Here is a 20,586-nt window from a genome sequence, read left to right as displayed (position 1 = left end):
GTGCGAGCATGCCCGCTGGCCCCTGCCGGGCCAGGAGGTTGCATGAACCCGCACCACGCTTCCGTCACCCGCCTGCTGCAGGCGCTCGCCGCCGTCGGCCTTGTCGCCCTGGGCGGCAGCGCCGACCCCGCCGCCGCCTTCGACCCGCTGCTGAGCGGCCCCGGCGGCGTCTGCACCCCGGCGGTGGCCGGCCGGCCCGTGCTGCTGCAGGCCCTGCTGGCCGCCGCCGCCACCCAGCCCAGGACCGAGACGGCTCCCTTCCAGCCCGCGCCGATGAAGGCTGCCCCGGGCGCCGTGCCGGTCTACAAGGACCTGGGCCGCATGAGCTTCAAGCTCGACCACGCGAGCCCGAAGGTGCAAGCCTATTTCGACCAGGGCCTGCGCCTGTCCTTCGCGTTCAATCACGCCGAGGCCCAGCGCGCTTTCCAGGCCGCGCAGAAGCTCGACCCCGGCTGCGCGCTGTGCTTCTGGGGCGAGGCGCTGATCCTCGGCCCCAACATCAACGTGCCGATGGCGCCGGAGGCCAACGCGCCCGCCTGGGCCGCGCTGCAGCGCGCCGTGGTCTTGAAGGACAAGCTGCCCGTCCGCGAGCGCGTGCTCATCGAGGCCCTGCAGGCCCGCTACCAGGCCGAGCCGCCGGCCGACCGCGCGCCGCTGGACGCCGCCTACGCCGACGCGATGAAGCGCGCCGCCGCCCAGTTCCCCGGCGAGGACCTGATGCAGACGTTGCATGCCGAGGCCGCGATGGACACCCAGCCCTGGGACTACTGGGAGGCTGCCGGCGCCAGACCCAAGGGCCGCACGGCCGACATCCTGGCCGCGCTGGAGACCGTGCTCAAGCGCAACCCCAACCACCCTGGCGCCATCCACCTCTACATCCACGCCGTCGAGGCCTCCACGACGCCCGATCGCGCTCTGGCCCCCGCGCGCCGCCTGGCCGCGCAGATGCCCGGCGCCGGCCACATCGTGCACATGCCGGCCCACATCTACTTCCGCGTGGGCCTGTACCGCGAGTCGCTGGAGGCCAACCGCCTGGCTATTGCCGTCGACGAGGCCTACTTCAAGCGCTCGCCGTCCGACCCCACCTACCGCTCGGCCTACTACCCCCACAACATCCACTTCCTGATGGTGTCGGCGCAGATGGGCGGGGCCGGCAGGACGGCCATCGAGGCCGCGGCCAAGCTCGACGCGGCCCTGCCCGACGAGGTCGTCCGCGCCTTCGCCGTCATGCAGCCCGTCAAGGCCGCGCCCTACACGACGCATGCGCAGTTCAGCCCGCCCGAGGTTATCCTCAAGCTGCCCGCGCCGGCCGACGAGTTCGTGCTGGTCAAGGTCTTCTACCACTACGCCCGCGCGCTGGCCCAGGCCGAGCGCCGCGACTTGGCCGCCGCCCGGCAGGAGATCGCCGCCATCGAGGCGCTGGAGAAGGCCGCCGACTTCAAGCCCTTCGACGCCTGGGGCGTGCCGGCCCAGGCCATCACGCAGACGGCCCGCCTCGTTGCCGCGGCACGGCTGGCCGATGCCCAGGGCGACCTCGCCGGCGCCGCTGCGGCGCTGGAGCAGGCCGTCGTCGTCGAGGAGGGCCTGGCCTACACCGAGCCCGCCTACTGGTACTACCCGGTACGCCAATCCCTGGGCGCCGTGCGCCTGCGCCAGGGGCGGTTGGACGAGGCCGAGAAGGCGTTGCGCGACTCGCTCGTGCGCGTGCGCAACAACGGCTGGGCGCTGGCCGGGCTGGCCGAGGTCTACCGCAAGCGCGGCGACACGGCGGCCGAGAAGAGCGCTCGCCAGGCATTGAGCAAGGCTTGGTTCGGCGCGGAGGGCGGGCCCGACCTTACGAAGCTCTAGGTCGCAGACCGTTTGGGACAATGGCGGCATGAGCCTGACCGCCTACATGGACGACCTCGGCCGCGCCGCCCGCGCCGCCGCCACGCAGATGGCCGCCGCCTCCACGGCCGCCAAGAACACCGCGCTGCTGGCCCTGGCCCGCCGACTGCGCGAAGCCGGCCCGGCGCTGGCCGACGCCAATGCGCGCGACCTGGCCGGCGCCGCCGAGCTGAGCGGCCCGCTGCGCGATCGCCTGAAGCTCGACGCCAGGACACTGGCCACCGTTTCCGAGGGCTGCGAGCAGATCGCCGCCATGCCCGACCCCATCGGCGAGATCACGGGCGTGAAGCGCCGCCCCAGTGGCATCAGCGTGGGCCAGATGCGCGTGCCGCTGGGCGTGTTCGGCATGATCTACGAGAGCCGCCCCAACGTGACCATCGAGGCCGCGTCGCTGGCCATCAAGAGCGGCAACGCCTGCATCCTGCGCGGCGGCTCCGAGGCCATCCATTCGAATCTGGCGCTGGCCGAGCTGGTCGCCGCGTCGCTGGAAGAAGCCGGCCTGCCGCGCGCGGCCGTGCAGCTCGTCAACACGACCGACCGTGCGGCCGTGGGCCTGCTGATCTCGTCGCCGCAGTGGGTGGACGTCATCATCCCGCGCGGCGGCAAGGGGCTGATCGAACGCATCTCGGCCGAGGCCAAGGTGCCCGTCATCAAGCACCTGGACGGCAACTGCCACAGCTACGTGGACGAGGTGGTGGACCTGGATCTGGCCGTGAAGGTGGTGGACAACGCCAAGACGCAGAAGTACAGCCCCTGCAACGCGACCGAGTCGCTGCTGGTGCATGCCGCCCAGGCGCCGGCCTTTCTGCCGCGCATCGCGGCCGTCTTCAAGGCCAAGGGCGTGGAGATGCGCGGCTGCCTGCGCACGCTGGCGCTGGTGCCGGGCGCGGTGGCGGCTGCCGAGGAGGATTGGTCGACCGAGTACCTGGCGCCCATCATCAGCATCAAGGTTGTGGACTCGCTGGACGAGGCGATCTCGCACATCAACCGCTATGGGTCGCATCACACGGATGCGATCCTGACGGCGAATCATGTGTCGGCGATGCGCTTCCTGCGGGAGGTGGATTCGGCGAGCGTGATGGTCAATGCCAGCACGCGGTTTGCGGATGGGTTCGAGTACGGGCTGGGGGCCGAGATCGGCATTTCCACCGACAAGTTCCATGCGCGCGGGCCGGTGGGGCTGGAGGGGCTGACGTCGATGAAGTGGGTGGTGTTGGGGCAGGGTGAGGTGAGGGGCTGAGCCCTGACCGACTGAAGCCTTGGCTTTTCAGCTCAGTAGGTTGGGGTGAATGCAATGAACCCCAACGAATCCCGCATCGCAACGCGCAGGCGCCTGCCAGTCCCCCGCCCACCGCATGTTTGCTCATCCGGCGGCGGGCCTCTGCGTGAGGCCCAGCCGGGCTCAGCCCCGGCGGGCGACCTTCTTGTTGAGCGCCCAGAAAGAAGGCAAAAAGTCGCCCCTGCTCCGTCGCCCTCCGCTTCGCTGCGGGTCCCCTGCGCTTCTCGGGCGCCGAGGCCCGCGCGGAACTCGCGCCGCTACGCTCTGCTCAAACAGCCGCGCGGAGTCAGTTGACGAAGCGCGCTGCGCGCGCGCCTCGACGCCCTGCGATGCTCGGCTCCTCCAAAGGGGTCAGCGGGAACAGCCGAACTGCCGAACAGCCAACAGATGCGTCAGCGCAGCCCCGTTACCTGTGCTTCCTTCGGTGCGCTGATCAGGTACTCGGCGGTGAAGCGCTGGCTTTGGCTCGCGGCCAGCGGCTGCTCCCAGAGGATGAGCCCCGGCTGCTTGCGCCAGGCCTGTGTCGTCGGCGCGGGGCTGAACTGGGTCTGGACCTTGATGTCCTCGTGCTGGGACACCGGCGCGGCCTCAAGGAGTTGCAGCGTCAGCGAGCCGGTCGTGTGGCGGTTCTCCACCACCCAGGCACGTGAGTACTTGTGCTCGGCCCGCGTGCCGATGAAGCCGGTGTTGCCGGCGTTGCGCTGCTCGGGCTCGACCTGCACGCGCACCGCGTCGTCGCGGCCGAAGGGCAGTTCCAGCCTTTCCTCGCTGCCGGCCACGTTGAGCATGCTGCTGCCCACCAGCGCGCCGTCGCGCAGCAGTTGCATCGTGCCGCGCGGCCAGGAGCCGGCGGGGCGGGCCACGTCAGCCACGAGGTAGGCCGCGGCCTCGCTCTGCGGCTGTACGCGGGCGATGACCTTGGCCTGCAGCTTCTCGCTGCCCAGCGCCAGGCTGGCGCGCTGAGTGCTGCTGTCGATGGTGACGCGCAGCGGCAGCACGAACTCGGTGGCGTAGGCGCTCTGGAACACGCTCAGGTCGAAGCGGTCCAGCTCGGGCTCCGCCATGCGCGAGCCCGTGACGGCCACGCTCTGCGCCAGCATCGCAGGCGCAGCCGGCGCGGGCGCGTACAAGACGCGCCCTTCGGCCTGCGGCTGGGGGCGCTGCAGGTCCAGCCGCCACGGCGGCGGCTGGCCAACGCCGACACGCGGCGTCACCTGGGCCGTGGACAGGCGCAGCTTCACGTTCTTCCAGTCCTCGCCGCTCTGCTGTGACACCTGGGCCAGTCGCTCCAGGGCCAGTGCGCCGCTGGCGGTGTCCAGCAGCGCGCGGTAGCTCGGCGCCCAGCCGGCCTGCGTGACGCGGTAGCTGAGTTTCAGCTCGGCCTCGCGCGCCGTGGACAGCCGCAGGCGCAGGCTGCGCCATTGCGGGTTGGCCTGGGTCAGCCGCTCGCGTTCGCCTTGCAGCGGCGCGAGCTGCTTGTCCAGCTCTTCCAGCTGGCGCTTGAGCTGGGCCTGGCGCAGCAGCGCGTCCTGGGCGGTCTTGCGGATGCTGTCGGCCGTGGCGGCGATGCCGGTGGCCGGCGTGCTGCGCGCCTCGCCCGAGCCCAGCGCCTTGAGATAACCCAGGCTGGTGTCGAGCGCGCTCGACTCGGCCGTCAGCCCGTCGCGCTGCACTTCCAGCTTGCGGATGCTGTCGTCCAGCGGGCCGTGGGCGCACTCGGGGGTGCGCTCGCGCGACAGGGTTTCCAGCTGCACGGGGCCGAGGTTGACGCCTTCCGGCGCGGCGATCTGCAGCGAGTCGGGGTCGAAGCGGGCGCTCAGGCAGTTCAGCACCAGCTCGCGCGCGCCGGCCGCCACCGTGGCCAGCCGAGTGACCTGCGCGCCACCGGGGTAGACGAGCACCTCGTCGATGCGGGACTGCGCCATGGCAGCGACGGGCAGGGCGGCGAGGGCAAGCAAGGCTCGGTTCAAGACGTTTCTCCCTAGGCGCGCAGAGGGCAGGCGCGGGCCGCAAAGGTAGCATCCCGCCCATGATCGACAACCGCAAGGCGCTGGTGCTTTTTTCCGGCGGCCAGGACTCCACCACCTGTCTGGCCTGGGCGCTGGATCGTTACGCCGAGGTCGAGACGCTGGCCTTCGACTACGGCCAGCGCCACCGCGTGGAGCTGGACTGCCGCAATACCGTGCGCGCAAAGATCGCCGCGCAGTTCCCGGGCTGGGCCGGCAAGCTGGGCGCCGACCACCTGCTGGACCTCTCTCTGCTGGGCCAGATCAGCGACACGGCCCTCACCAGCGAGCGCGCTATCGAGCTGCAGGCGGGGGGGCTGCCCAACACCTTTGTGCCCGGCCGCAACCTGCTGTTCCTGACCTTTGCCGCGACGCTGGCCTACCGGCGCGGCGCGAGCGTGCTGGTGGGCGGCATGTGCGAGACCGATTTCTCCGGCTACCCGGATTGCCGCGACAACACGCTGAAGGTGCTGCAGGTGGCGCTCAGCCTGGGGCTGGATGCGCCGATGACGCTGGAGACGCCGCTGATGTTCATCGACAAGGCCGCCACCTGGCGGCTGGCCGAAGGCCTGGGCGGCGAAGCCCTGGTGAGGCTGATCGTCGAGGACACCCACACCTGCTACCTCGGCGAGCGCGGCCAGCTGCACGACTGGGGGCATGGCTGCGGCCACTGCCCGGCCTGCGAGCTGCGGGCACGCGGCTTCTCGCAGTACAAGGCCGGCGCATGACGGCGTGGCAGTGGGTGGGCGTCGCGGCGGCGGCGCTGCTGTTCTTCTGGGGCGTGGGCGCCTACAACCGCTTGATGGCGCTGCGCAATGCCATCGGCGAGGCCTATGTGCAGCTGGACGCCCACTTGAAGGACCGCAGCGAGGTCTGCGACAAGCTGCTGGCCGCCGTGGCGCCACGGCTGGCGAGCGAGCAGGCCACCTTCGACGCGCTGGCCAGCGCGCAGGCCGAGTCGCAGGCGGCTACCCTGGCCTCGCGCGGCAAGCCCTGGGCGCCCGATCCGGTCGGCAGCCTGGCCGTGGCCAGCGCCCTGCACGCGGCAGCGTTGACGCGCCTGCTGTCGCTGCTGGACCACCAGGCCGAGCTGCGCAGCGAGGCGGAGATCGACGGGCTGGTCAGCGAGCTCAAGCTCATCGAGCGCCAGCGCGCCTTCGCCCGCCAGGTCTTCAACCAGGCGGTGGGGCAGTACAACGAGGCGCTGAACCAGTTCCCGACGCGGGTGCTGGCGAATCTCTACGGTTTCAAGGAAGCGCGCTCGCTGTGAGTGCCATCAGCTGACCGCAATCGCCCCCGAGGCGCACATCTCCTTGAACAGCGCGGCCATCGCGCCGCCGCTCATGGCGTAGGGGTCGAGCTTGCCGGCCTCGGAGTACTTCAGCACCAGGGCCGGGTTGAGGCGGTGCAGATTGACCTGGCCCATGGTCCAGCCGGGGAAGGCGCGCTCGGTGATCTCCTCGTAGCCCAGCAGGATGAGGTCGCGGTGGCGGGCGTCCTGCACGATGTGCTTGTAGCGGGCGTTGATTGCATCGCGGCCGCCTTCGAGCACCTGCACGAACACACCGTCCGTGAAGCACAGCAGGCCGGTGATGCCCTCGGCCGGGTTGTGCTCCCGCGAGGTCTTGAGGATGGCAGCGAGGTCGGCGTCGGCCGGCGTCGCGGTGGCGCGGCTGGCGTACATCAGGCGGACGAGCATGGTTCAGCCCCTGGCAATCAGTGAAAGGAATTCGCGCCGCAGGTTGGCGTCCTTCAGGAAGGCGCCGCGCATGACGCTGTTGGTCATCTTGGACTCGCTGTCCTTCACGCCGCGCCAGTGCATGCAGAAGTGGTCGGCCTCCATGACCAGGGCCAGGCCGTCGGGCTGCACGCGTTCTTGCAACTCGTTGGCCAGCATGGTGACGGCCTCTTCCTGGATCTGCGGGCGGCTCATGACCCAGTCGGTCAGGCGCACGTACTTGGACAGACCAATGAGGTTGGAGTGTTCATTGGGCAGCAGGCCGATCCAGACCTTGCCCATGATGGGGCACAGGTGGTGGGAGCAGGCGCTGCGCACGGTGATCGGCCCCACGATCATCAGCTCGTTCAGGCGGCTGAAGTTGGGGAACTCGGTGACCGGCGGCGCCGCGGCATAGCGGCCGGCGAACACCTCGCGCACGAACATCTTGGCCACGCGCTTGGCCGTCTCCTGGGTGTTGTGGTCGCTGTCCGTGTCGATGACGAGGCTTTTCAGCACCTCCTGCATCTTGGTCTGCACCTCGGCCTGCAGCGCGTCCAGCTCGCCCGGCTCGATGAAGGCGGCGATGTTGTCGTTGGCATGGTGGCGGCAGCCTGCGGACACCAGGCGGTAGCGGATGCGCTCGGAGACAGGCGCGTCAGAGGCGGGTGCATTCATGGCGGCGGATTGTGCTGCGGTTGCCACTCCTACACTGCCCCCATGTCCCAAAGCCCCCAGTCCGCGCCCCTGCACCGCTTGCTGGCCCAGGCGGCCGACGCGGTCCAGGGCGTGCGCGAGGGCAAGTCCCTGACCGAACTGCTGGCCCGCACGCCGGCCGAGTTGCGCCCCGGCACCCAGGCCCTGGCCTTCACGGCGCTGCGCCGCCTGGGCGCGGCCGAGGCCGCCCGCAAACAGCTCGCCCCCAAGGCGCCGCCGCCGCGCGTCGACGCGCTGCTCGTCGTCGCGCTGGCCCTGCTCTGGCCCGACCCCGACCAGCCCCCGGCCTACACCGACCACACCCTCGTCGACCAGGCCGTCAACGCCGCCAAGCAGCGTGCCCCGGCCAGCGCCGCCTTCATCAACGCCGTGCTGCGCCGCTTCCTGCGCGAGCGCGAGGCGCTGGTGGCCGCGGCCCAGCGTGACCCGCAGGGCGCCTTCAACCACCCGCCCTGGTGGATCGAGAAGCTGCGCCAGGATTGGCCGGCGCAATGGCAGGCCATGCTGGCCGCCAACAACCGCCCGCCGCCGATGACGCTGCGCGTGCATGCCCGGCGCACCACGGCGGCCGAGTACGTCGAGCACCTGGCGGCCGTGGGCATCGGTGCCCGCGCGCTCGGCGCCCCCACGCCCCAGGCCGTCGTGCTGGACAGGCCGGTGCCGGTGTCGGCCCTGCCGGGCTTCGCCGAGGGCCTGGTCTCCGTGCAGGACGCGGCCGCCCAGCTCGCTGCGCCGCTGGTCCTCGGTGCCGGCCTGAAACCCGGCGCCCGCGTGCTGGACGCCTGCGCGGCCCCTGGCGGCAAGACGGCCCATCTGCTGGAGCTGCAGCCCGACCTGCAGCTCACCGCGCTGGACGCCGACGCCCAGCGCCTGACCCGCGTGCAGGACAACCTCAACCGCCTGCGGCAGACGGCGACGCTGAAGGCGGCCGACGCCCGCCAGACGGCCGTGTGGTGGGACGGCCAGCCCTTTGACGCCATCCTGCTCGACGCCCCCTGCAGCGCCTCCGGCATCGTGCGCCGCCACCCGGACGTACGCTGGCTGCGCCGGCCCGACGACATCACCGCGCTGGCCTGCATCCAGGCCGAGCTGCTGGATGCGCTGTGGCCGCTGCTGGCGCCGGGCGGGCGGCTGGTCTATGCCACCTGTTCGGTCTTCCGCGCCGAGGGCCAGGCCCAGCTCGACGCGTTTTTGCAACGCCAAGCTGACGCGAAGTCCCATGCCGTGCCCGGGTTCACGGGCCACCTGCTCCCCCTGGCTGACAATGGTTCGCAAGCCCAGCCGCCCCTGGACGGCTTCTTCTACGCCTTGCTGACCAAGCCCTGATTTGTTCGCCCGCATCGCCATCGCCGCCTTCTTCGCCGCGCTGCTTGCCCTGCTCCCGGGCGGCGCGCGGGCCGACGGCGTCGAGCTGGCGCAGCTGTCCGCGCGCCGTGCCGATGACGGGCTGGAGCTGAGCTTCACGACCCGCTTCGAGCTCGGCCACCCGGCCGACGACGCGCTGCACAAGGGCGTGCCGCTGTACTTCGTCGCCGAGGCCACGGTGCTGCGCAACCGCTGGTACTGGCGCGATGCCCGCGTGGCGCGTGCCGAGCGCACCTGGCGCCTGTCCTGGCAGCCGCTGACCCGGCAGTACCGCGTCTCCAACGGCGGCCTGCACCAGAGCTTCGCCACGCTGGACGAAGCCCTGACCGTCATCCGCGGCCAGAGCGCCTGGCGCATCGCCGAGCCCAAGGACATCGACGACGGCGGCAGCTACTACCTGGAGTTCAGCTACCGGCTGGACGTCGCCCAGCTGCCCCGGCCCATGCAGATCGGCCTGCAGAGCGGCTTCGCGCTCAGCATCGAGCAGAAGCGCAACTTCGCGCCCGACTTCAGCCTCCGATGACCAAGGTTGCTCGCTGGGGCTGGGTCATCACCCTGGTGACCCTCACGGGCGTGGCCGGCGTGCTGGCCTTCCTGCTGTCCGTCGGCACCACCTCCGAGCGCGGCTTCTTCGAGCGCCACTACCACTGGCTCTACTGGGTCAACGTGGCGGTGGCGGCGGTGCTCACCCTGGTCATCCTGACGGCCGCCGTGCGCCTGGTGGTGCGGGTGCGCCAGGGGCGCTTCGGCAGCCGGCTGCTGTTCAAGCTGGCGGCCATCTTCGCGCTGGTGGGCGTGGTGCCGGGGCTGATGATCTACGCGGTCTCCTACCAGTTCGTGAACCGCAGCATCGAGAACTGGTTCGACGTGAAGCTCGCCAGCGCGCTGGAGGCCGGCCTCAACCTCGGCCGTGGCACGCTGGACGCGATGGTGGCGGACCTCGGCAGCAAGACGCGCGACGCCGCCGACCAGCTTTCCGAGAACAGCACGCCCCAGCTGCTGGCGCTGGAGCGCGTGCGCGACAAGCTGGGCGCCCGCACCGTCGCCCTCGTCGGCGGCAACGGCCAGATCCTGCTGGAGAGCGGTGGCGACACCCGCCAGCTGACGCCCGACCGTCCCAGCGGCAGCATGCTGCGCCAGGCCCGCGGCGGCAGCGTGGCCAGCCAGCTCGAAGGCCTGGAAGACGAGGCCGCGGCCCTGCAGGGCGGCGCCCAGATCCGCACGCTGGCGCTGCTGCCCAACACCGAGCTGCGCCTGGGCCTGGGCGAGCGCTACCTGATGATCATCCAGCGCATCCCGGCCAGCGTGCTGACCAATGCGCTGGCCGTGCAGACGGCCAACAGCGAATACCAGCAGCGCTCGCTGGAGCGCGTGGGCCTGCGCCGCATGTACCTGGGCACGCTTACGCTGGTGCTCATCCTCGCCACCTTCGCGGCCCTGCTGCTGGCCGTTACGCTGGGCAACCAGCTGGCGCGGCCGCTGCTGATGCTGGCCGACGGCATGCGCCTGGTGGCGCAGGGCGACCTCTCCGTGCGTCCCGTGCTGACCTCGCGCGACGAGCTCGGTGGCCTGACGCGCTCGTTTGCCGACATGACCGGCCAGCTCGCCGACGCGCGCGCCCAGGTCTCGCGCACGGTGGCCGAGCTCGACGCCGCCCGCACCCACCTGCAGACCATCCTCGACAACCTCACCGCCGGTGTCCTCGTCTTCGACGCCGACGGCGCGCTGGAGACCGTCAACCCCGGCGCCACGCGCATCCTGCGACTGCCGCTGTCGGCCTATGTCGGCCGCCCGCTGGCCGACATGGCGCCGCTGGCCGAGTTCTCCGCCTCGCTGGACCGGCGCTTCGAACAAAGCGGCAGCAGCGACAGCGACCGCGACATGGATCGCGAGCTCTGGCAGGAATCCTTCGAGCTGCAGCTCGACCCCAAGCAGGACCCGCTGACCCTGCTCGTGCGCGGCGCGCCGCTGCCGCAGGGCGCCCGCCTCGTCGTCTTCGACGACATCTCCGAGGTCGTCTCCGCCCAGCGCTCGGCGGCCTGGAGCGAGGTCGCCCGCCGCCTGGCCCACGAGATCAAGAACCCGCTGACGCCCATCCAGCTCTCCGCCGAGCGCCTGCAGCACAAGCTCGAAGCCAAGCTGGAGGGTGCCGACCAGGCCATGCTCGTGCGCTCGGTCGCCACCATCGTCAACCAGGTGCAGGCCATGAAGCAGCTCGTCAACGAGTTCCGTGACTACGCCCGCCTGCCCTCGGCGCAACTGCACCCGCTGGACCTCAACGCCCTCATCCACGAGGTGCTCAGCCTCTACGCCGAGCCGCAGGACAAGGGCCGCCTCACGGCCGAACTCGCCCCCCGCCTGCCCCACATCAAGGGCGACGCCAGCCAGCTGCGCCAGGTCATCCACAACCTCGTGCAGAACGCGCTGGACGCCGTGCACGATCGCCCCGACGGCCATGTCGTCGTGCGCTCTTCGCTGTCCCTGACCGACACCGGCACGCCGCGTTCCGTGCGCCTGCACATCGTCGACAACGGCCCCGGCTTCGCCGAGAAAGTGCTCAAGCGCGCCTTCGAGCCCTACGTGACGACCAAGGCCAAAGGCACGGGCCTGGGCCTGGCCGTCGTCAAGAAAATTGCCGACGAACACGGTGCCCGCATCGCGCTGCGCAACCTGCATCCCGCTTCCGATGCGGGTTCTCCCCTTGACGACGGTCAAGGCGCGCCCGTGATCGGCGCGCAAGTTTCGCTATCATTTTCGAACCTGACGCCCGCCACCGAGCCCGGTGCGCAAGGCGCCTGATCTAAGGATTCATGGCCACCATTCTTGTTGTCGACGACGAGCTGGGCATCCGCGCTCTGCTGTCCGAAATCCTCAGCGACGAGGGGCACACCATCGAACTCGCCGAGAACGCCACCCAGGCGCGCTCGATGCGGGAGCGCATGCGCCCCGACCTTGTGCTGCTCGACATCTGGATGCCCGACGTCGACGGCGTGACGCTGCTCAAGGAGTGGGGCAGCGCCGGCCTGCTGACCATGCCGGTCATCATGATGAGCGGCCACGGCACCATCGACACGGCGGTCGAGGCCACCAAGTTCGGCGCCATCGCCTTCCTCGAAAAGCCCATCACGCTGCAGAAGCTGCTGCGCGCCGTCGAGCAGGCCCTGGTCAAGACGGCACCGCCTCGCCCCGCGCCGGCCGCGCCGGGCCTGCCCAGCTACGCCCGCGCAGAGACCGTCGGCATGCCCGTTGCGGCCAGCCATGGCATGGCGATGACCAGCCACCTGCCGAGCGGCAACTCGCTGGCGTCCGAGCAGAGCTTCGAGCTCGACCGCCCGCTGCGCGAGGCGCGCGACGCCTTCGAGAAGAGCTACTTCGAGTTCCACCTCGCCAAGGAAAACGGCTCCATGACCCGTGTCGCCGAGAAGACTGGCCTGGAGCGCACCCACCTCTACCGCAAGCTCAAGCAGCTGGGCGTGGACCTCAGCCGCAACAAGCGCGGCAGCGGCGGCTGACGCGCTGCCGGCTTGGCAGCTACGGCGCCTGTGCTATAGTCGCGGACTTCGCTGAGCGGCCGTTGCGCTGCCGGCGATCAGAACGAGGCCTGGTAGCTCAGTTGGTAGAGCAGCGGATTGAAAATCCGCGTGTCGGTGGTTCGATTCCGCCCCAGGCCACCAGAATTTACTAAGGCTGACAAGCACTTAGGCGAAAGCCCCGCACAGGAAACTGGTCGGGGCTTTTCTACAACCCGGGGCGTTGTCTACAAATCGAGGGGAGCTGACGATGGCGAGGTTCAACTGGGTCTGTCCTTCTTGCCGCAATCACGTCACGCTCGGCGACGACGATTTCAGGTTCTCAACCCTCTCCCTCTGCACCGAGACCGGATTGGTAAAGAGCGACGGAATCTCACTGTCCGCAACGCTAATCCGCTGCCCAAATGAGGCTTGCCAGCAGTCTGATTTCCGAGTGAGTGCTGTGCATGGGAAGCCGTCACGGGGCTCGTATGGCATCAACGTGACGGCCGATGATGCGCGGCCAGTTGGCATCGGGTCATTTCAGTTCTTGCCAACGACGGTGAAACCGCTGTCTGACCATGTGCCTGCACAAGTTCTGGCGGACTATGCAGAGGCCTACCTGATTCGCGCGTTGAGCCCAAAAGCGTCGGCCACATTGGCTCGACGGGCATTGCAGGGAATGATTCGCGACTTTTGGGGCATCGCAAAAGACACGCTAGCCGCGGAGTTGTGGGCAATCAAGGACCAATGCGATCACGCGCTTTGGGAAGCCATGATGGCGATGAAGGGTGTGGGCAATATCGGGGCACATCCCGAACGAGACATAAGCCTGATCGTTGAGATTGAACCAGGCGAAGCCCAAGAGCTTCTCGATCTGATTCACCTGCTTGACGATGAGTGGTACGTCGCGCGTGCAGATCGGGCTGCAAGGCTTGCCAAGGTGACTGCGCTTGGCAAGGTAAAGGCCGAAGCGAGGACGGGAGGTGCCAAGGTGGACAAACCCGACGCCGCTACGTGATCGGGGAAGCTGGAATCCACAAAGGGCAGGCAAGTAGCGTCGCTATCGAAGCGGTCGAACTCGCTCACCAACTCGGGAGCGCACGTAGTGCTCAGTCATTTCGCGGTTCCGGTGTCCCAACAGCTTTTGTGAATGCGCCAGGTCGCCGGTATCCGTCGCCGCCTTTGCCCGGATGTCCCGAAACTGAAAGTCCACGCCCGCCAGCGCGCGCGCCTTGTCGAACCGCGACCGTAGGCCGAAGGTGCCGAGCGGCTTGCCGTCGTCATCCTGAATGAGCCAGGCGCTCAGACGCTGGCGCGGCCTGGCGTTGATCCGGTCGATCAACTGGGCCAACTCCCCGGTGATCTCGATGGCCCGTTTCGCCTTCGTCTTGTTCTGCACGATCCACAACGCGCCGTCGCGCAGGTCGGTGCGCTCGATCTTCAGCACGTCGGCCGGCCGCTGGCCCGTCAACAGCGCCAGGTCCATTGCATCCCGCGTGGTCTGGTCTGCCTTCTCCCACACCGCCTGAAACTCGCCGTCGCTGACGTAGCGGGCGCGTCCCGATTCCTTGAAGCCCTTCACGCCCTGGCAGGAGTTCGTGGCGTCGGTGTAGCCCCACTCCCTCGCCTTGTTGAAAAGATGGCTCAGAAGGGCCTTCTCGCGGTTTGCACGGGCCTTGGCCTGCTGCCCGCGCTTGTCCATGTAGCCGCGCACGTGGTGAGGCTTGATCGCGTCGATTTGCATGCGACCGAACACCGCGCGCAGCTTGGCGAGCTCCTTCAGGTTGTCGGCCTGGGTGCGCCTGGCCTTCGTCGGGATCACTTCCAGCTCGTAGCGATTGGCGATGGCCTCGAACGTCTTGATGCTCGTGTCAGGCTGGCCGCCTTCCAGCCGTGCCCACATCAGGAACGCTTTCGCGCGGTCGCGGCCGAGCGGCGTCCAGACGCGAGGCGCTACGGTGGTCACGTTGCGTGGTAGTAGCGCCCATCCTTGAGCGCCATGCCACGCGGCAAATCCTTGTTGGTGGACTTGTTGGATGACCTGACCGTTGGCAAAGAGGTTGGGCCCGCAATCGGTCGCAGCGCGCACTGGTCCTGACTGCGCGGGGTACCGATTCGGCGCAGGGCGCTGGCGAAGCGAGGTGTGCGTTCGCTCCTGCTTTAAGGCGCCGTGCGATGCTGCATATCGTTCTTAGGCGATTGTTTTTATTTGTCTGCCAAAGGCGATTTCTTGAATTAATCGCATTAAAGCGATATCCTTAAAAAATCACCTCTAACCGATAACTGACATGGACTATTCCGTCCAACTCACGAGCCAGCTGCAGCAACTGCTGAAGTCCCTGCGCAAGTCGCGAAAGATGACGCAGTACGAACTGGCCCAAAGGCTGGGCGTCGTGCAGTCGCGCATTGCTGACATTGAGCGCAATCCCGGCGCAGTGAGCGTTGAGCAACTACTGCAAGTCCTGACCATGCTTGGTGCTCAGATGGTGGTCCGTGACATCGCCGCTGAGATCTCAGCAACCAGGCCGAGCATTGAGCTGGAGGGGCATGCCCGGGCCATGGCGAGCGCGACGGGCTCGCTGACCACAGTTCCCAAACAGGCATCTCCGACGTCGGACACACAACCCGACAGCCCGACTGACGGCGAGCCGCGGGGGGAGTGGTGATGAGCGCGACGCCCATGCCCAACGCAAAGGACGTGAACATTGCCTGGCCCAAGAGCTCCAAAGGGGGAGTCAATGGCTGAGTCACGCGAACTCTGGGTCTGGATGAACGGTGAGCACGTAGGCGCATGGCAACGCATGCGCACCGGCGGTCACCGCTTCGTCTATGAGGCTACATGGCTGGCGTCAGACCGGGTACGGCCCTTGTCGCTATCGCTGCCCATCACACCGGACCGGACGATCAGCGGCCCCGTCGTGGCCAACTTCTTCGACAACCTTCTGCCGGACGACGAGAGGATCCGGCGTCGTGTCAGCGCACGCTTCAAGGTCGGCTCGACCGATGTCTTCGAGCTGTTGCAGGCGATCGGTCGTGACTGCGTCGGCGCTGTCCAGCTGTTGCCCCATGGACAGCCCCCGACGGGCTTCGACCAGGTTGAAAGCGAGCGCATGGATGAGGAAGCCGTCGTACGGCACTTGCGCGGGATCGCTGCCGAACCTGGCTTGGGCGCAGACCAGGAGCCCGACGACCTGCGCATTTCGATCGCAGGGGCACAGGAAAAGACGGCACTTCTCAAACTCGATGGTCAATGGTGTCGCCCGCTTGGCGCAACGCCGACAACGCACATCCTTAAGCTACCCCTCGGGCTGGTCGGTGGCCGCCGGCTGGACCTCACGCATTCGGTCTACAACGAATGGCTGTGCGCGCAATTGCTGCGCGAGCTGGGTCTGCCCACGGCGGTGACGGATCTCGCCACTTTCGGTGGCGAAACCGTGCTCGCAGTGGAGCGATTTGATCGGCAATGGGTGGAAGCGCCTGATACCGGACGCCGCTGGATCGCGCGCATCCCGCAGGAAGACTTCTGCCAGGTGATGGGCATGCCTCCCCACCAGAAGTACGAAGCCCAAGGCGGGCCGGGCATGGCCCAGTGCCTGCAAGTGCTCCGAAACAGCCGGACTGCGAACGCCGACATTCGTCACTTTCTTTGCGCTCAACTGGCTTTCTGGTTGCTGGCGGCGACCGATGGCCACGCAAAGAACTTTTCGGTCTTCCTGCTACCCGGTGGCGGCTACCGGATGACGCCTCTGTACGACGTCATTTCGGTGTGGCCGGTCATCGGCCACGGGCCGAACCTGATTGCATGGCAGCAGGCGAAGCTCGCGATGGCGGTGCGTTCAAAAAACGTGTACTTCGAGCTCGACCGTATCCTGACGCGTCATTGGTATGGATTGGCGCAGCGCAGCGGTGCAGCGGGCGTCTGGGAGGCGATGAAGGCTCTGGTAGGCAGCGTAGAGACCGCCATCGCCGCAGTCCAGAGGCTGTTGCCAGCAGGCTTCCCTGAGTGCACAGCTCAGTCCATCTTTGAAGGTCTGCGCCGGCAAAGCCGGGCATGGGAGAGCGGCCTGCTGGGACTCGCTTAGTCACCAACAGCGGCACTGATTCTGAGCAGCCTGGCACCTTCAATGACTGCCGAACTGTGGTTACAGCGCAGGCAAAAGACGACGTTTCTGAACTGCTGGTTCAGCGCGCCAGATGGTCGCAGCAAGCTTTAAGCATGCGCCTCGCAAATGCTGCGTCCTTTGTGCTCAGGCCCGACAGCCACGTTTCCATCATCAGCGCGTCGGATGACGGCTCTGGAGGAACTTCCTCAAGCAACGCGGCGCAGCTAGAACCCAGAAGCCCCGCTAGGCGCTCAAGCGTCAGCAGAGATGGCACATGCTTGCCGCGCTCGAACCTCGATAGCGTCTCCGTGTCTACGCCGAGACGTTCGGCCACCGCAGCCTGAGTCAGCCCAAGAGCCTTACGACGCGCTGAGAGGTTGCGTCCCAATCTAACCGGCAGGTCAGTGTGAGCCACTTCATCGGGCGTCAGTCGGCGTCGTCGGTCAACCATTAGTGTCGGATATCTAGCCAACAGATATGGTTGCCTCGAGGATCCCTCTGCGCCAGAATCTAAATCGTTGACTAGAAGGTCAACGATTTGCACCGATATAAGAGCGGTGAAGCTTGAGTCGGTGCTGAAGGAGTAGTCATGGACGTTCAGTCATCAGCGCTCAAGTCATCTCGGCAGTCAGCTCAGGCAGATGGCCGAAGTTCTGCAAACTTGGACTGGCTCAACAAACCACTTTGCTGCCGGTACGTTTTTGCCGGCTTCAACACGCTGCACCTTCCCGTGCGCGAAGGCAATGCTGTCAAGGACGTGTCCTGGCGCTGGGCGCTCGGGCTGTTCAAGCAAAACCAATACGAAGTCCTCGGCGCTTGGCCTGCACAAGCTTTGCCCGCGCTCCTCGCTCAGGACCTGGACAACCGCGGGGTCGAGCACATCAAGGCAATTTCCGCTGACGATCATGCCGACCTCGCGCCAAATTACCCTGACGCGACCCGGTGGCCATCGACTGACGAATGCGAGGTGTCGACCTCGGACAGCGCACGTGTTTTCGGACGTCGGCGCCGCGCAGCGCTGCAGTCGGCGGCAGCTAAGGCAGAGCGCTTGCAGTTGAGCATCACGCGGGCGATCAAGCGTCGTGCACCCTTTGCCGATGAGACCGCCGCGGTTGCGTTTCTTGCTCAGACGCTCCAGGCCGTTGACCGTCGCTTCTACGAGGCATGACCGCGCTCCTCGTCAAGAACCTGCGCGAAACGCTCGCCCGCGTCCGTGGTGCACTGATGCGGCGTGGCCGCAGCGAGCAGGATGCCGATGACCTGGTGCAGGAGGCCTGGGTGCGGCTGGCCTGCTACGAGAGTGAGCAGCCGGTGGAGCGCCCTGAAGCCTTCCTAATGCGCGCGGCGCTCAACCTGTCGATCGACGCCCACCGCGCGCAAGTGACGCGAGGCGAGGAGGTCCTTGTCGAGGACGTGGTCCTCATCGACCTCGCACCCACAACAGAAGCCATGGTGCTCGCCAAGGAGCGTCTCGCGCGCCTGAGTCTCGGTCTCAGCCGTCTGAGCGAGACCACCCGCAGCGTCTTCCTAGCGCATCGCATCGATGGCAGGCCGTACGCCGACATCGCACAATCCCACGGCATGAGCATCAGCACGGTGCACAAGCACGTCGCTAAAGCCACGCTGCTGCTCACCACCTGGATGGAAGGCTGGTAGCCGTGCGCTCGCCAATGGCTTCCGACGTGCCGGGAGCCGAGTCCAGCAGGCCCCCTCGCGTGTCGCCGGAGCTCGCTTCGGAAGCGGCCGTGTGGGTGGCTCGTCTTCACGGCCCCGACCGGTCACGCGCCATGGAGCTGGAATGTCTGGCTTGGCAAGGCCGCTCCGCAATGCATCGTCTGGCCTTTGAGCGGTGTACTGACACTTGGCAAGCGGTCTCAGGCGTCACGCTCAGCACCTACGCTCGCGCTGCAGCCAAAGTGGGGCAGCCAGGCACCACGAACAGAAGCAGCAACACCCGGCGCGCTGTCCTGATGTCGACGGCCTTGGGAGTCACAGCACTGCTCGCCTGGCGCGCATGGCCGCGAGAGCAGGCCTATGAAACAGCGCTGGGAGAGCAACGCATCGTCATGCTTGCGGACGGGACGCGGTTGACGCTGAACACGTCGACCGATGTGCGGGTGGACATGACTCAGGCCCAGCGCGTGGTGAACGTGCTTCGCGGCGAAGTAATTTTTGAGGTCGCCAAGGATCCGAGTAGACCGTTCGTGGTCCAGGTATCAGGCGCAAAGGTTGTGGCGACAGGGACGGCGTTCCTGATCCGGTCGACGTCAGATGCGAGAAACGGCGACGCCGCTTTCGACGTCACCCTGATCGAAGGACAAGTGATCGTGCATCGCGCAACCCGTGACGGGGACTCAACGGCAACGCCCATCGTGATGGTGCCTGGCGAACGCTTGCGGATGGCGCGCTCGGGCGATGACCAGGCTTCGCGTGCCCCATTGCCCTCACGCTTGGACCGGCCGTCGATTGGCCCCCTGACGGCTTGGCAACGAGGCGAGGCCGTGTTTGAAGACGTGACGCTGCTCGACGCCGTGTCTGAGATGAACCGCTACAACAAGGTTCCGATCACCCTTGAGGGCGAGCGCGTGGCTGCATTGCGAGTCAGCGGGGTCTACCGGACCCGCGATAGCGAATCCTTCGCCCACGCCGTGGCCGAGTTGCATGGCTTGGTCGTTCGGTTAGGTGCAGGCCACCTCGAACTGGCCGCAAAGTAGCTGTGGCTGCCCTGAAGTTGATACGAATGGTGAGCTGCGCAGTGTGCGGATGGGACTTCGTTGAACTCAGCGGGTCAGCCTGACGCGTCGCGGGACAACCCAAGCGCGAGAGGCAGGTGCTATCGCTTTCGTGCCGCTGCGATCAGCATGTGAGGCTTGCGTGCAGCCAGCGACAAAACGGATGACCGCCAGCTTGGACTGCCGGCAGTGAGCGCGCTGCAATCGGACGCCTCCGAGCCGCTCGAAAGTAGGCCAGGACGCTGTGGCAGCGGCAACCACTGAGCCCGCGAAGTCAGACAGTTTTTCCTTCAATGACGTTGGATCGCGCTCCCTTATGCGCAACTGCGGTACATCGGCGTTCACGCCCCCCTCTGTCGCGACATGGAAGCTGGCGCATCCGCAGCGCAGTTTTTGACTTCTCTTACCTCAGCCGCAGGTTGCAGGTGCTGTGGTTGGAGCTTGCTCAAGGGAAAACAGTGAAGGATGAGACAATCAACACTGATCGAGGTGGCTTGATGCCGTGCTCGAATCTTGGTCTGGTGTACCCACCTGAGTACCCAAGATGACGATTGCTGGGGAAGATGCAGTGTTTGCGCGGCCTGTAGCGCATTTTTGGATTCCGCCCCAGCCACCTAGATTGCAGGCCCCTGATTTCGATTGGAATCAGGGGCTTTTGCTTTCTTGGCCGGCCTTGCCGCCGGTGGCCGCTGGTCCGCCCATGGACCTGCGGCAGCTGCAGTTCCCGTGGGTGAATTGACGTACCAAGGACCCCCATGGCCGCTGGAAAAAACCTCATGCACGATGAACTGCTGGCGCTTGTCGCCAAGAGCCTGTGCACCCGCACGCTGAACGGCTTTGCGCAAGAGTCCCGGCTGGACGGCGAGAGCCTGAGGGACGCCGTGCAGCGGTACGAGATCGACTACGCGTGGCATGTCCTCGCGTCGGACCGCTTGTGCGACGAGACGGTGGCGCTGCTGGAGGCCAAGCTCGGGCATCCGGCCACCGCCGCACAGAAGACTTGCGTGACCGAAGTTCTCAGGGCTGCAGCTGAGAGCCAGACCTCCGACCTGCTGATGAGCTTTGACAATGACGTGCCGGAACAATTGGCAGCGATGCTATGTGTCCGGCATGGACGCGAGGCCCACGTCGAAGCTGAAGCGGTGAGCTAAAGAGGCCGCCCTGACCTGTGCGCCTGATGCCCTGCCAGACCGCAGGGGCAGGGAGGCCGCTCTTCAGCGGAACGACGGGCATGGGGAAGCGCGTGTTCGGCGAGGCGCGGAGCACGG

General features: G+C 67.3%; 20 protein-coding genes, 1 tRNA gene and 1 pseudogene. 17 read left to right on the top strand and 5 right to left on the bottom strand.

Annotated features, from left to right (window positions below; translation table 11 throughout):
* Nucleotides 1-42: 42 nt before the first annotated feature.
* Nucleotides 43-1,848, top strand: a complete 1,806-nt coding sequence (locus AC07VX_RS03530) for a tetratricopeptide repeat protein (protein WP_493163091.1) — start codon at nt 43-45, stop codon at nt 1,846-1,848.
* A 28-nt stretch (nt 1,849-1,876) separates the two neighbouring features.
* The gene (locus AC07VX_RS03525) at nt 1,877-3,127 is read left to right on the top strand and encodes a glutamate-5-semialdehyde dehydrogenase (RefSeq protein WP_493163092.1); all 1,251 of its coding nucleotides are present in this window, start codon (nt 1,877-1,879) and stop codon (nt 3,125-3,127) included.
* Nucleotides 3,128-3,558: 431 nt separating this feature from the next.
* Here AC07VX_RS03525 and AC07VX_RS03520 read toward each other — a convergent pair whose 3' ends face one another.
* Nucleotides 3,559-5,136 carry a DUF4139 domain-containing protein gene (locus AC07VX_RS03520; RefSeq protein WP_493183860.1) on the bottom strand — a complete coding sequence of 526 codons (1,578 nt, stop codon included), beginning with the start codon at nt 5,134-5,136 and terminating at the stop codon, nt 3,559-3,561.
* A gap of 59 nt (nt 5,137-5,195) precedes the next feature.
* Between AC07VX_RS03520 and queC the strand changes: the two genes are divergently transcribed.
* Nucleotides 5,196-5,900: a 7-cyano-7-deazaguanine synthase QueC gene (queC, locus tag AC07VX_RS03515; RefSeq protein ID WP_493163094.1), complete on the top strand. Its 705-nt coding sequence runs from the start codon at nt 5,196-5,198 to the stop codon at nt 5,898-5,900.
* On the top strand, nt 5,897-6,442 hold the full coding sequence (locus tag AC07VX_RS03510) for a LemA family protein (RefSeq protein ID WP_493163095.1): 546 nt from the start codon (nt 5,897-5,899) through the stop codon (nt 6,440-6,442). Before queC ends, AC07VX_RS03510 begins: the two co-directional genes overlap by 4 nt.
* A gap of 6 nt (nt 6,443-6,448) precedes the next feature.
* On the opposite strand, the gene AC07VX_RS03505 is transcribed toward AC07VX_RS03510, so the two are convergent.
* Both AC07VX_RS03505 and folE read right to left on the bottom strand, forming a co-directional pair.
* Nucleotides 6,449-6,871: a BLUF domain-containing protein gene (locus AC07VX_RS03505; RefSeq protein WP_493163096.1), complete on the bottom strand. Its 423-nt coding sequence runs from the start codon at nt 6,869-6,871 to the stop codon at nt 6,449-6,451.
* Between the two features lie 3 nt (nt 6,872-6,874).
* Nucleotides 6,875-7,567, bottom strand: coding sequence for a GTP cyclohydrolase I (gene folE / locus AC07VX_RS03500; protein WP_493163097.1), 693 nt, complete (start codon nt 7,565-7,567; stop codon nt 6,875-6,877).
* Nucleotides 7,568-7,609: 42 nt separating this feature from the next.
* On the opposite strand from folE, the gene rsmB reads away from it, so the two are divergent.
* From rsmB to AC07VX_RS03470, 6 genes are all read left to right on the top strand, one after another.
* Complete coding sequence (rsmB, locus tag AC07VX_RS03495) at nt 7,610-8,932, top strand: 16S rRNA (cytosine(967)-C(5))-methyltransferase RsmB (RefSeq protein WP_493163098.1); 1,323 nt, start codon at nt 7,610-7,612, stop codon at nt 8,930-8,932.
* A 1-nt stretch (nt 8,933) separates the two neighbouring features.
* On the top strand, nt 8,934-9,494 hold the full coding sequence (locus tag AC07VX_RS03490) for a DUF4390 domain-containing protein (protein ID WP_493163099.1): 561 nt from the start codon (nt 8,934-8,936) through the stop codon (nt 9,492-9,494).
* Nucleotides 9,491-11,770 carry a sensor histidine kinase gene (locus AC07VX_RS03485; protein ID WP_493163100.1) on the top strand — a complete coding sequence of 760 codons (2,280 nt, stop codon included), beginning with the start codon at nt 9,491-9,493 and terminating at the stop codon, nt 11,768-11,770. Before AC07VX_RS03490 ends, AC07VX_RS03485 begins: the two co-directional genes overlap by 4 nt.
* Before the next feature lie 11 nt (nt 11,771-11,781).
* Nucleotides 11,782-12,483: a response regulator gene (locus AC07VX_RS03480; RefSeq protein ID WP_493163101.1), complete on the top strand. Its 702-nt coding sequence runs from the start codon at nt 11,782-11,784 to the stop codon at nt 12,481-12,483.
* A gap of 86 nt (nt 12,484-12,569) precedes the next feature.
* Nucleotides 12,570-12,645: transfer RNA gene (locus AC07VX_RS03475), tRNA-Phe, on the top strand.
* 106 nt (nt 12,646-12,751) lie between these two features.
* The gene (locus AC07VX_RS03470; protein ID WP_493163102.1) at nt 12,752-13,501 is read left to right on the top strand and encodes a DUF4145 domain-containing protein; all 750 of its coding nucleotides are present in this window, start codon (nt 12,752-12,754) and stop codon (nt 13,499-13,501) included.
* 42 nt (nt 13,502-13,543) lie between these two features.
* Here AC07VX_RS03470 and AC07VX_RS03465 read toward each other — a convergent pair whose 3' ends face one another.
* Nucleotides 13,544-14,449 carry a tyrosine-type recombinase/integrase gene (locus AC07VX_RS03465; RefSeq protein ID WP_493163103.1) on the bottom strand — a complete coding sequence of 302 codons (906 nt, stop codon included), beginning with the start codon at nt 14,447-14,449 and terminating at the stop codon, nt 13,544-13,546.
* Between the two features lie 322 nt (nt 14,450-14,771).
* Between AC07VX_RS03465 and AC07VX_RS03460 the strand changes: the two genes are divergently transcribed.
* Complete coding sequence (locus tag AC07VX_RS03460) at nt 14,772-15,149, top strand: helix-turn-helix domain-containing protein (RefSeq protein ID WP_493163104.1); 378 nt, start codon at nt 14,772-14,774, stop codon at nt 15,147-15,149.
* A 72-nt stretch (nt 15,150-15,221) separates the two neighbouring features.
* A complete protein-coding gene (locus AC07VX_RS03455; RefSeq protein WP_493163106.1) occupies nt 15,222-16,565 on the top strand; it encodes a type II toxin-antitoxin system HipA family toxin in 1,344 nt (447 codons plus the stop codon).
* A 100-nt stretch (nt 16,566-16,665) separates the two neighbouring features.
* Here the strand turns inward: AC07VX_RS03455 and AC07VX_RS03450 are convergent, their stop codons facing one another.
* Nucleotides 16,666-17,037 (bottom strand): helix-turn-helix domain-containing protein, encoded by a 372-nt coding sequence (locus AC07VX_RS03450; RefSeq protein WP_493163107.1) that lies wholly within the window; start codon nt 17,035-17,037, stop codon nt 16,666-16,668.
* A 210-nt stretch (nt 17,038-17,247) separates the two neighbouring features.
* Here AC07VX_RS03450 and AC07VX_RS03445 point away from each other — a divergent pair, with 210 nt between their 5' ends.
* From AC07VX_RS03445 to AC07VX_RS03425, 5 genes and pseudogenes are all read left to right on the top strand, one after another.
* A complete protein-coding gene (locus AC07VX_RS03445) occupies nt 17,248-17,754 on the top strand; it encodes a transposase (protein WP_493163108.1) in 507 nt (168 codons plus the stop codon).
* Entirely contained in the window at nt 17,751-18,242 is a 492-nt protein-coding gene (locus AC07VX_RS03440) for an RNA polymerase sigma factor (protein ID WP_493163109.1), read from the top strand. Before AC07VX_RS03445 ends, AC07VX_RS03440 begins: the two co-directional genes overlap by 4 nt.
* 14 nt (nt 18,243-18,256) lie before the next feature.
* Nucleotides 18,257-18,427: pseudogene (locus tag AC07VX_RS03435) on the top strand (DUF4880 domain-containing protein); the annotation flags it as partial.
* Nucleotides 18,428-18,556: 129 nt separating this feature from the next.
* A complete protein-coding gene (locus tag AC07VX_RS03430; RefSeq protein WP_493163834.1) occupies nt 18,557-19,300 on the top strand; it encodes a FecR family protein in 744 nt (247 codons plus the stop codon).
* Nucleotides 19,301-20,094: 794 nt separating this feature from the next.
* Entirely contained in the window at nt 20,095-20,469 is a 375-nt protein-coding gene (locus AC07VX_RS03425) for a hypothetical protein (protein ID WP_493163110.1), read from the top strand.
* The last annotated feature ends 117 nt before the right edge of the window (nt 20,470-20,586 follow it).

The organism is Roseateles sp. GW821-FHT03B02, assembly GCF_059421025.1.
Note: the sequence above shows the minus strand (reverse complement) of the source record. Positions and strands in the feature narration are given on the sequence as shown.

Excerpts from the sequence above, each read along its gene's own strand:
- AC07VX_RS03530 (WP_493163091.1), top strand. The coding sequence starts at position 43 with ATGAACCCGCACCACGCTTCCGTCACCCGCCTGCTGCAGGCGCTCGCC.
- AC07VX_RS03525 (WP_493163092.1), top strand. The coding sequence starts at position 1,877 with ATGAGCCTGACCGCCTACATGGACGACCTCGGCCGCGCCGCCCGCGCC.
- queC (WP_493163094.1), top strand. The coding sequence starts at position 5,196 with ATGATCGACAACCGCAAGGCGCTGGTGCTTTTTTCCGGCGGCCAGGAC.
- AC07VX_RS03510 (WP_493163095.1), top strand. The coding sequence starts at position 5,897 with ATGACGGCGTGGCAGTGGGTGGGCGTCGCGGCGGCGGCGCTGCTGTTC.
- AC07VX_RS03505 (WP_493163096.1), bottom strand. The coding sequence starts at position 6,871 with ATGCTCGTCCGCCTGATGTACGCCAGCCGCGCCACCGCGACGCCGGCC.
- folE (WP_493163097.1), bottom strand. The coding sequence starts at position 7,567 with ATGAATGCACCCGCCTCTGACGCGCCTGTCTCCGAGCGCATCCGCTAC.
- rsmB (WP_493163098.1), top strand. The coding sequence starts at position 7,610 with ATGTCCCAAAGCCCCCAGTCCGCGCCCCTGCACCGCTTGCTGGCCCAG.
- AC07VX_RS03485 (WP_493163100.1), top strand. The coding sequence starts at position 9,491 with ATGACCAAGGTTGCTCGCTGGGGCTGGGTCATCACCCTGGTGACCCTC.
- AC07VX_RS03480 (WP_493163101.1), top strand. The coding sequence starts at position 11,782 with ATGGCCACCATTCTTGTTGTCGACGACGAGCTGGGCATCCGCGCTCTG.
- AC07VX_RS03470 (WP_493163102.1), top strand. The coding sequence starts at position 12,752 with ATGGCGAGGTTCAACTGGGTCTGTCCTTCTTGCCGCAATCACGTCACG.
- AC07VX_RS03460 (WP_493163104.1), top strand. The coding sequence starts at position 14,772 with ATGGACTATTCCGTCCAACTCACGAGCCAGCTGCAGCAACTGCTGAAG.
- AC07VX_RS03455 (WP_493163106.1), top strand. The coding sequence starts at position 15,222 with ATGGCTGAGTCACGCGAACTCTGGGTCTGGATGAACGGTGAGCACGTA.
- AC07VX_RS03450 (WP_493163107.1), bottom strand. The coding sequence starts at position 17,037 with ATGGTTGACCGACGACGCCGACTGACGCCCGATGAAGTGGCTCACACT.
- AC07VX_RS03440 (WP_493163109.1), top strand. The coding sequence starts at position 17,751 with ATGACCGCGCTCCTCGTCAAGAACCTGCGCGAAACGCTCGCCCGCGTC.
- AC07VX_RS03430 (WP_493163834.1), top strand. The coding sequence starts at position 18,557 with ATGTCGACGGCCTTGGGAGTCACAGCACTGCTCGCCTGGCGCGCATGG.
- AC07VX_RS03425 (WP_493163110.1), top strand. The coding sequence starts at position 20,095 with ATGCACGATGAACTGCTGGCGCTTGTCGCCAAGAGCCTGTGCACCCGC.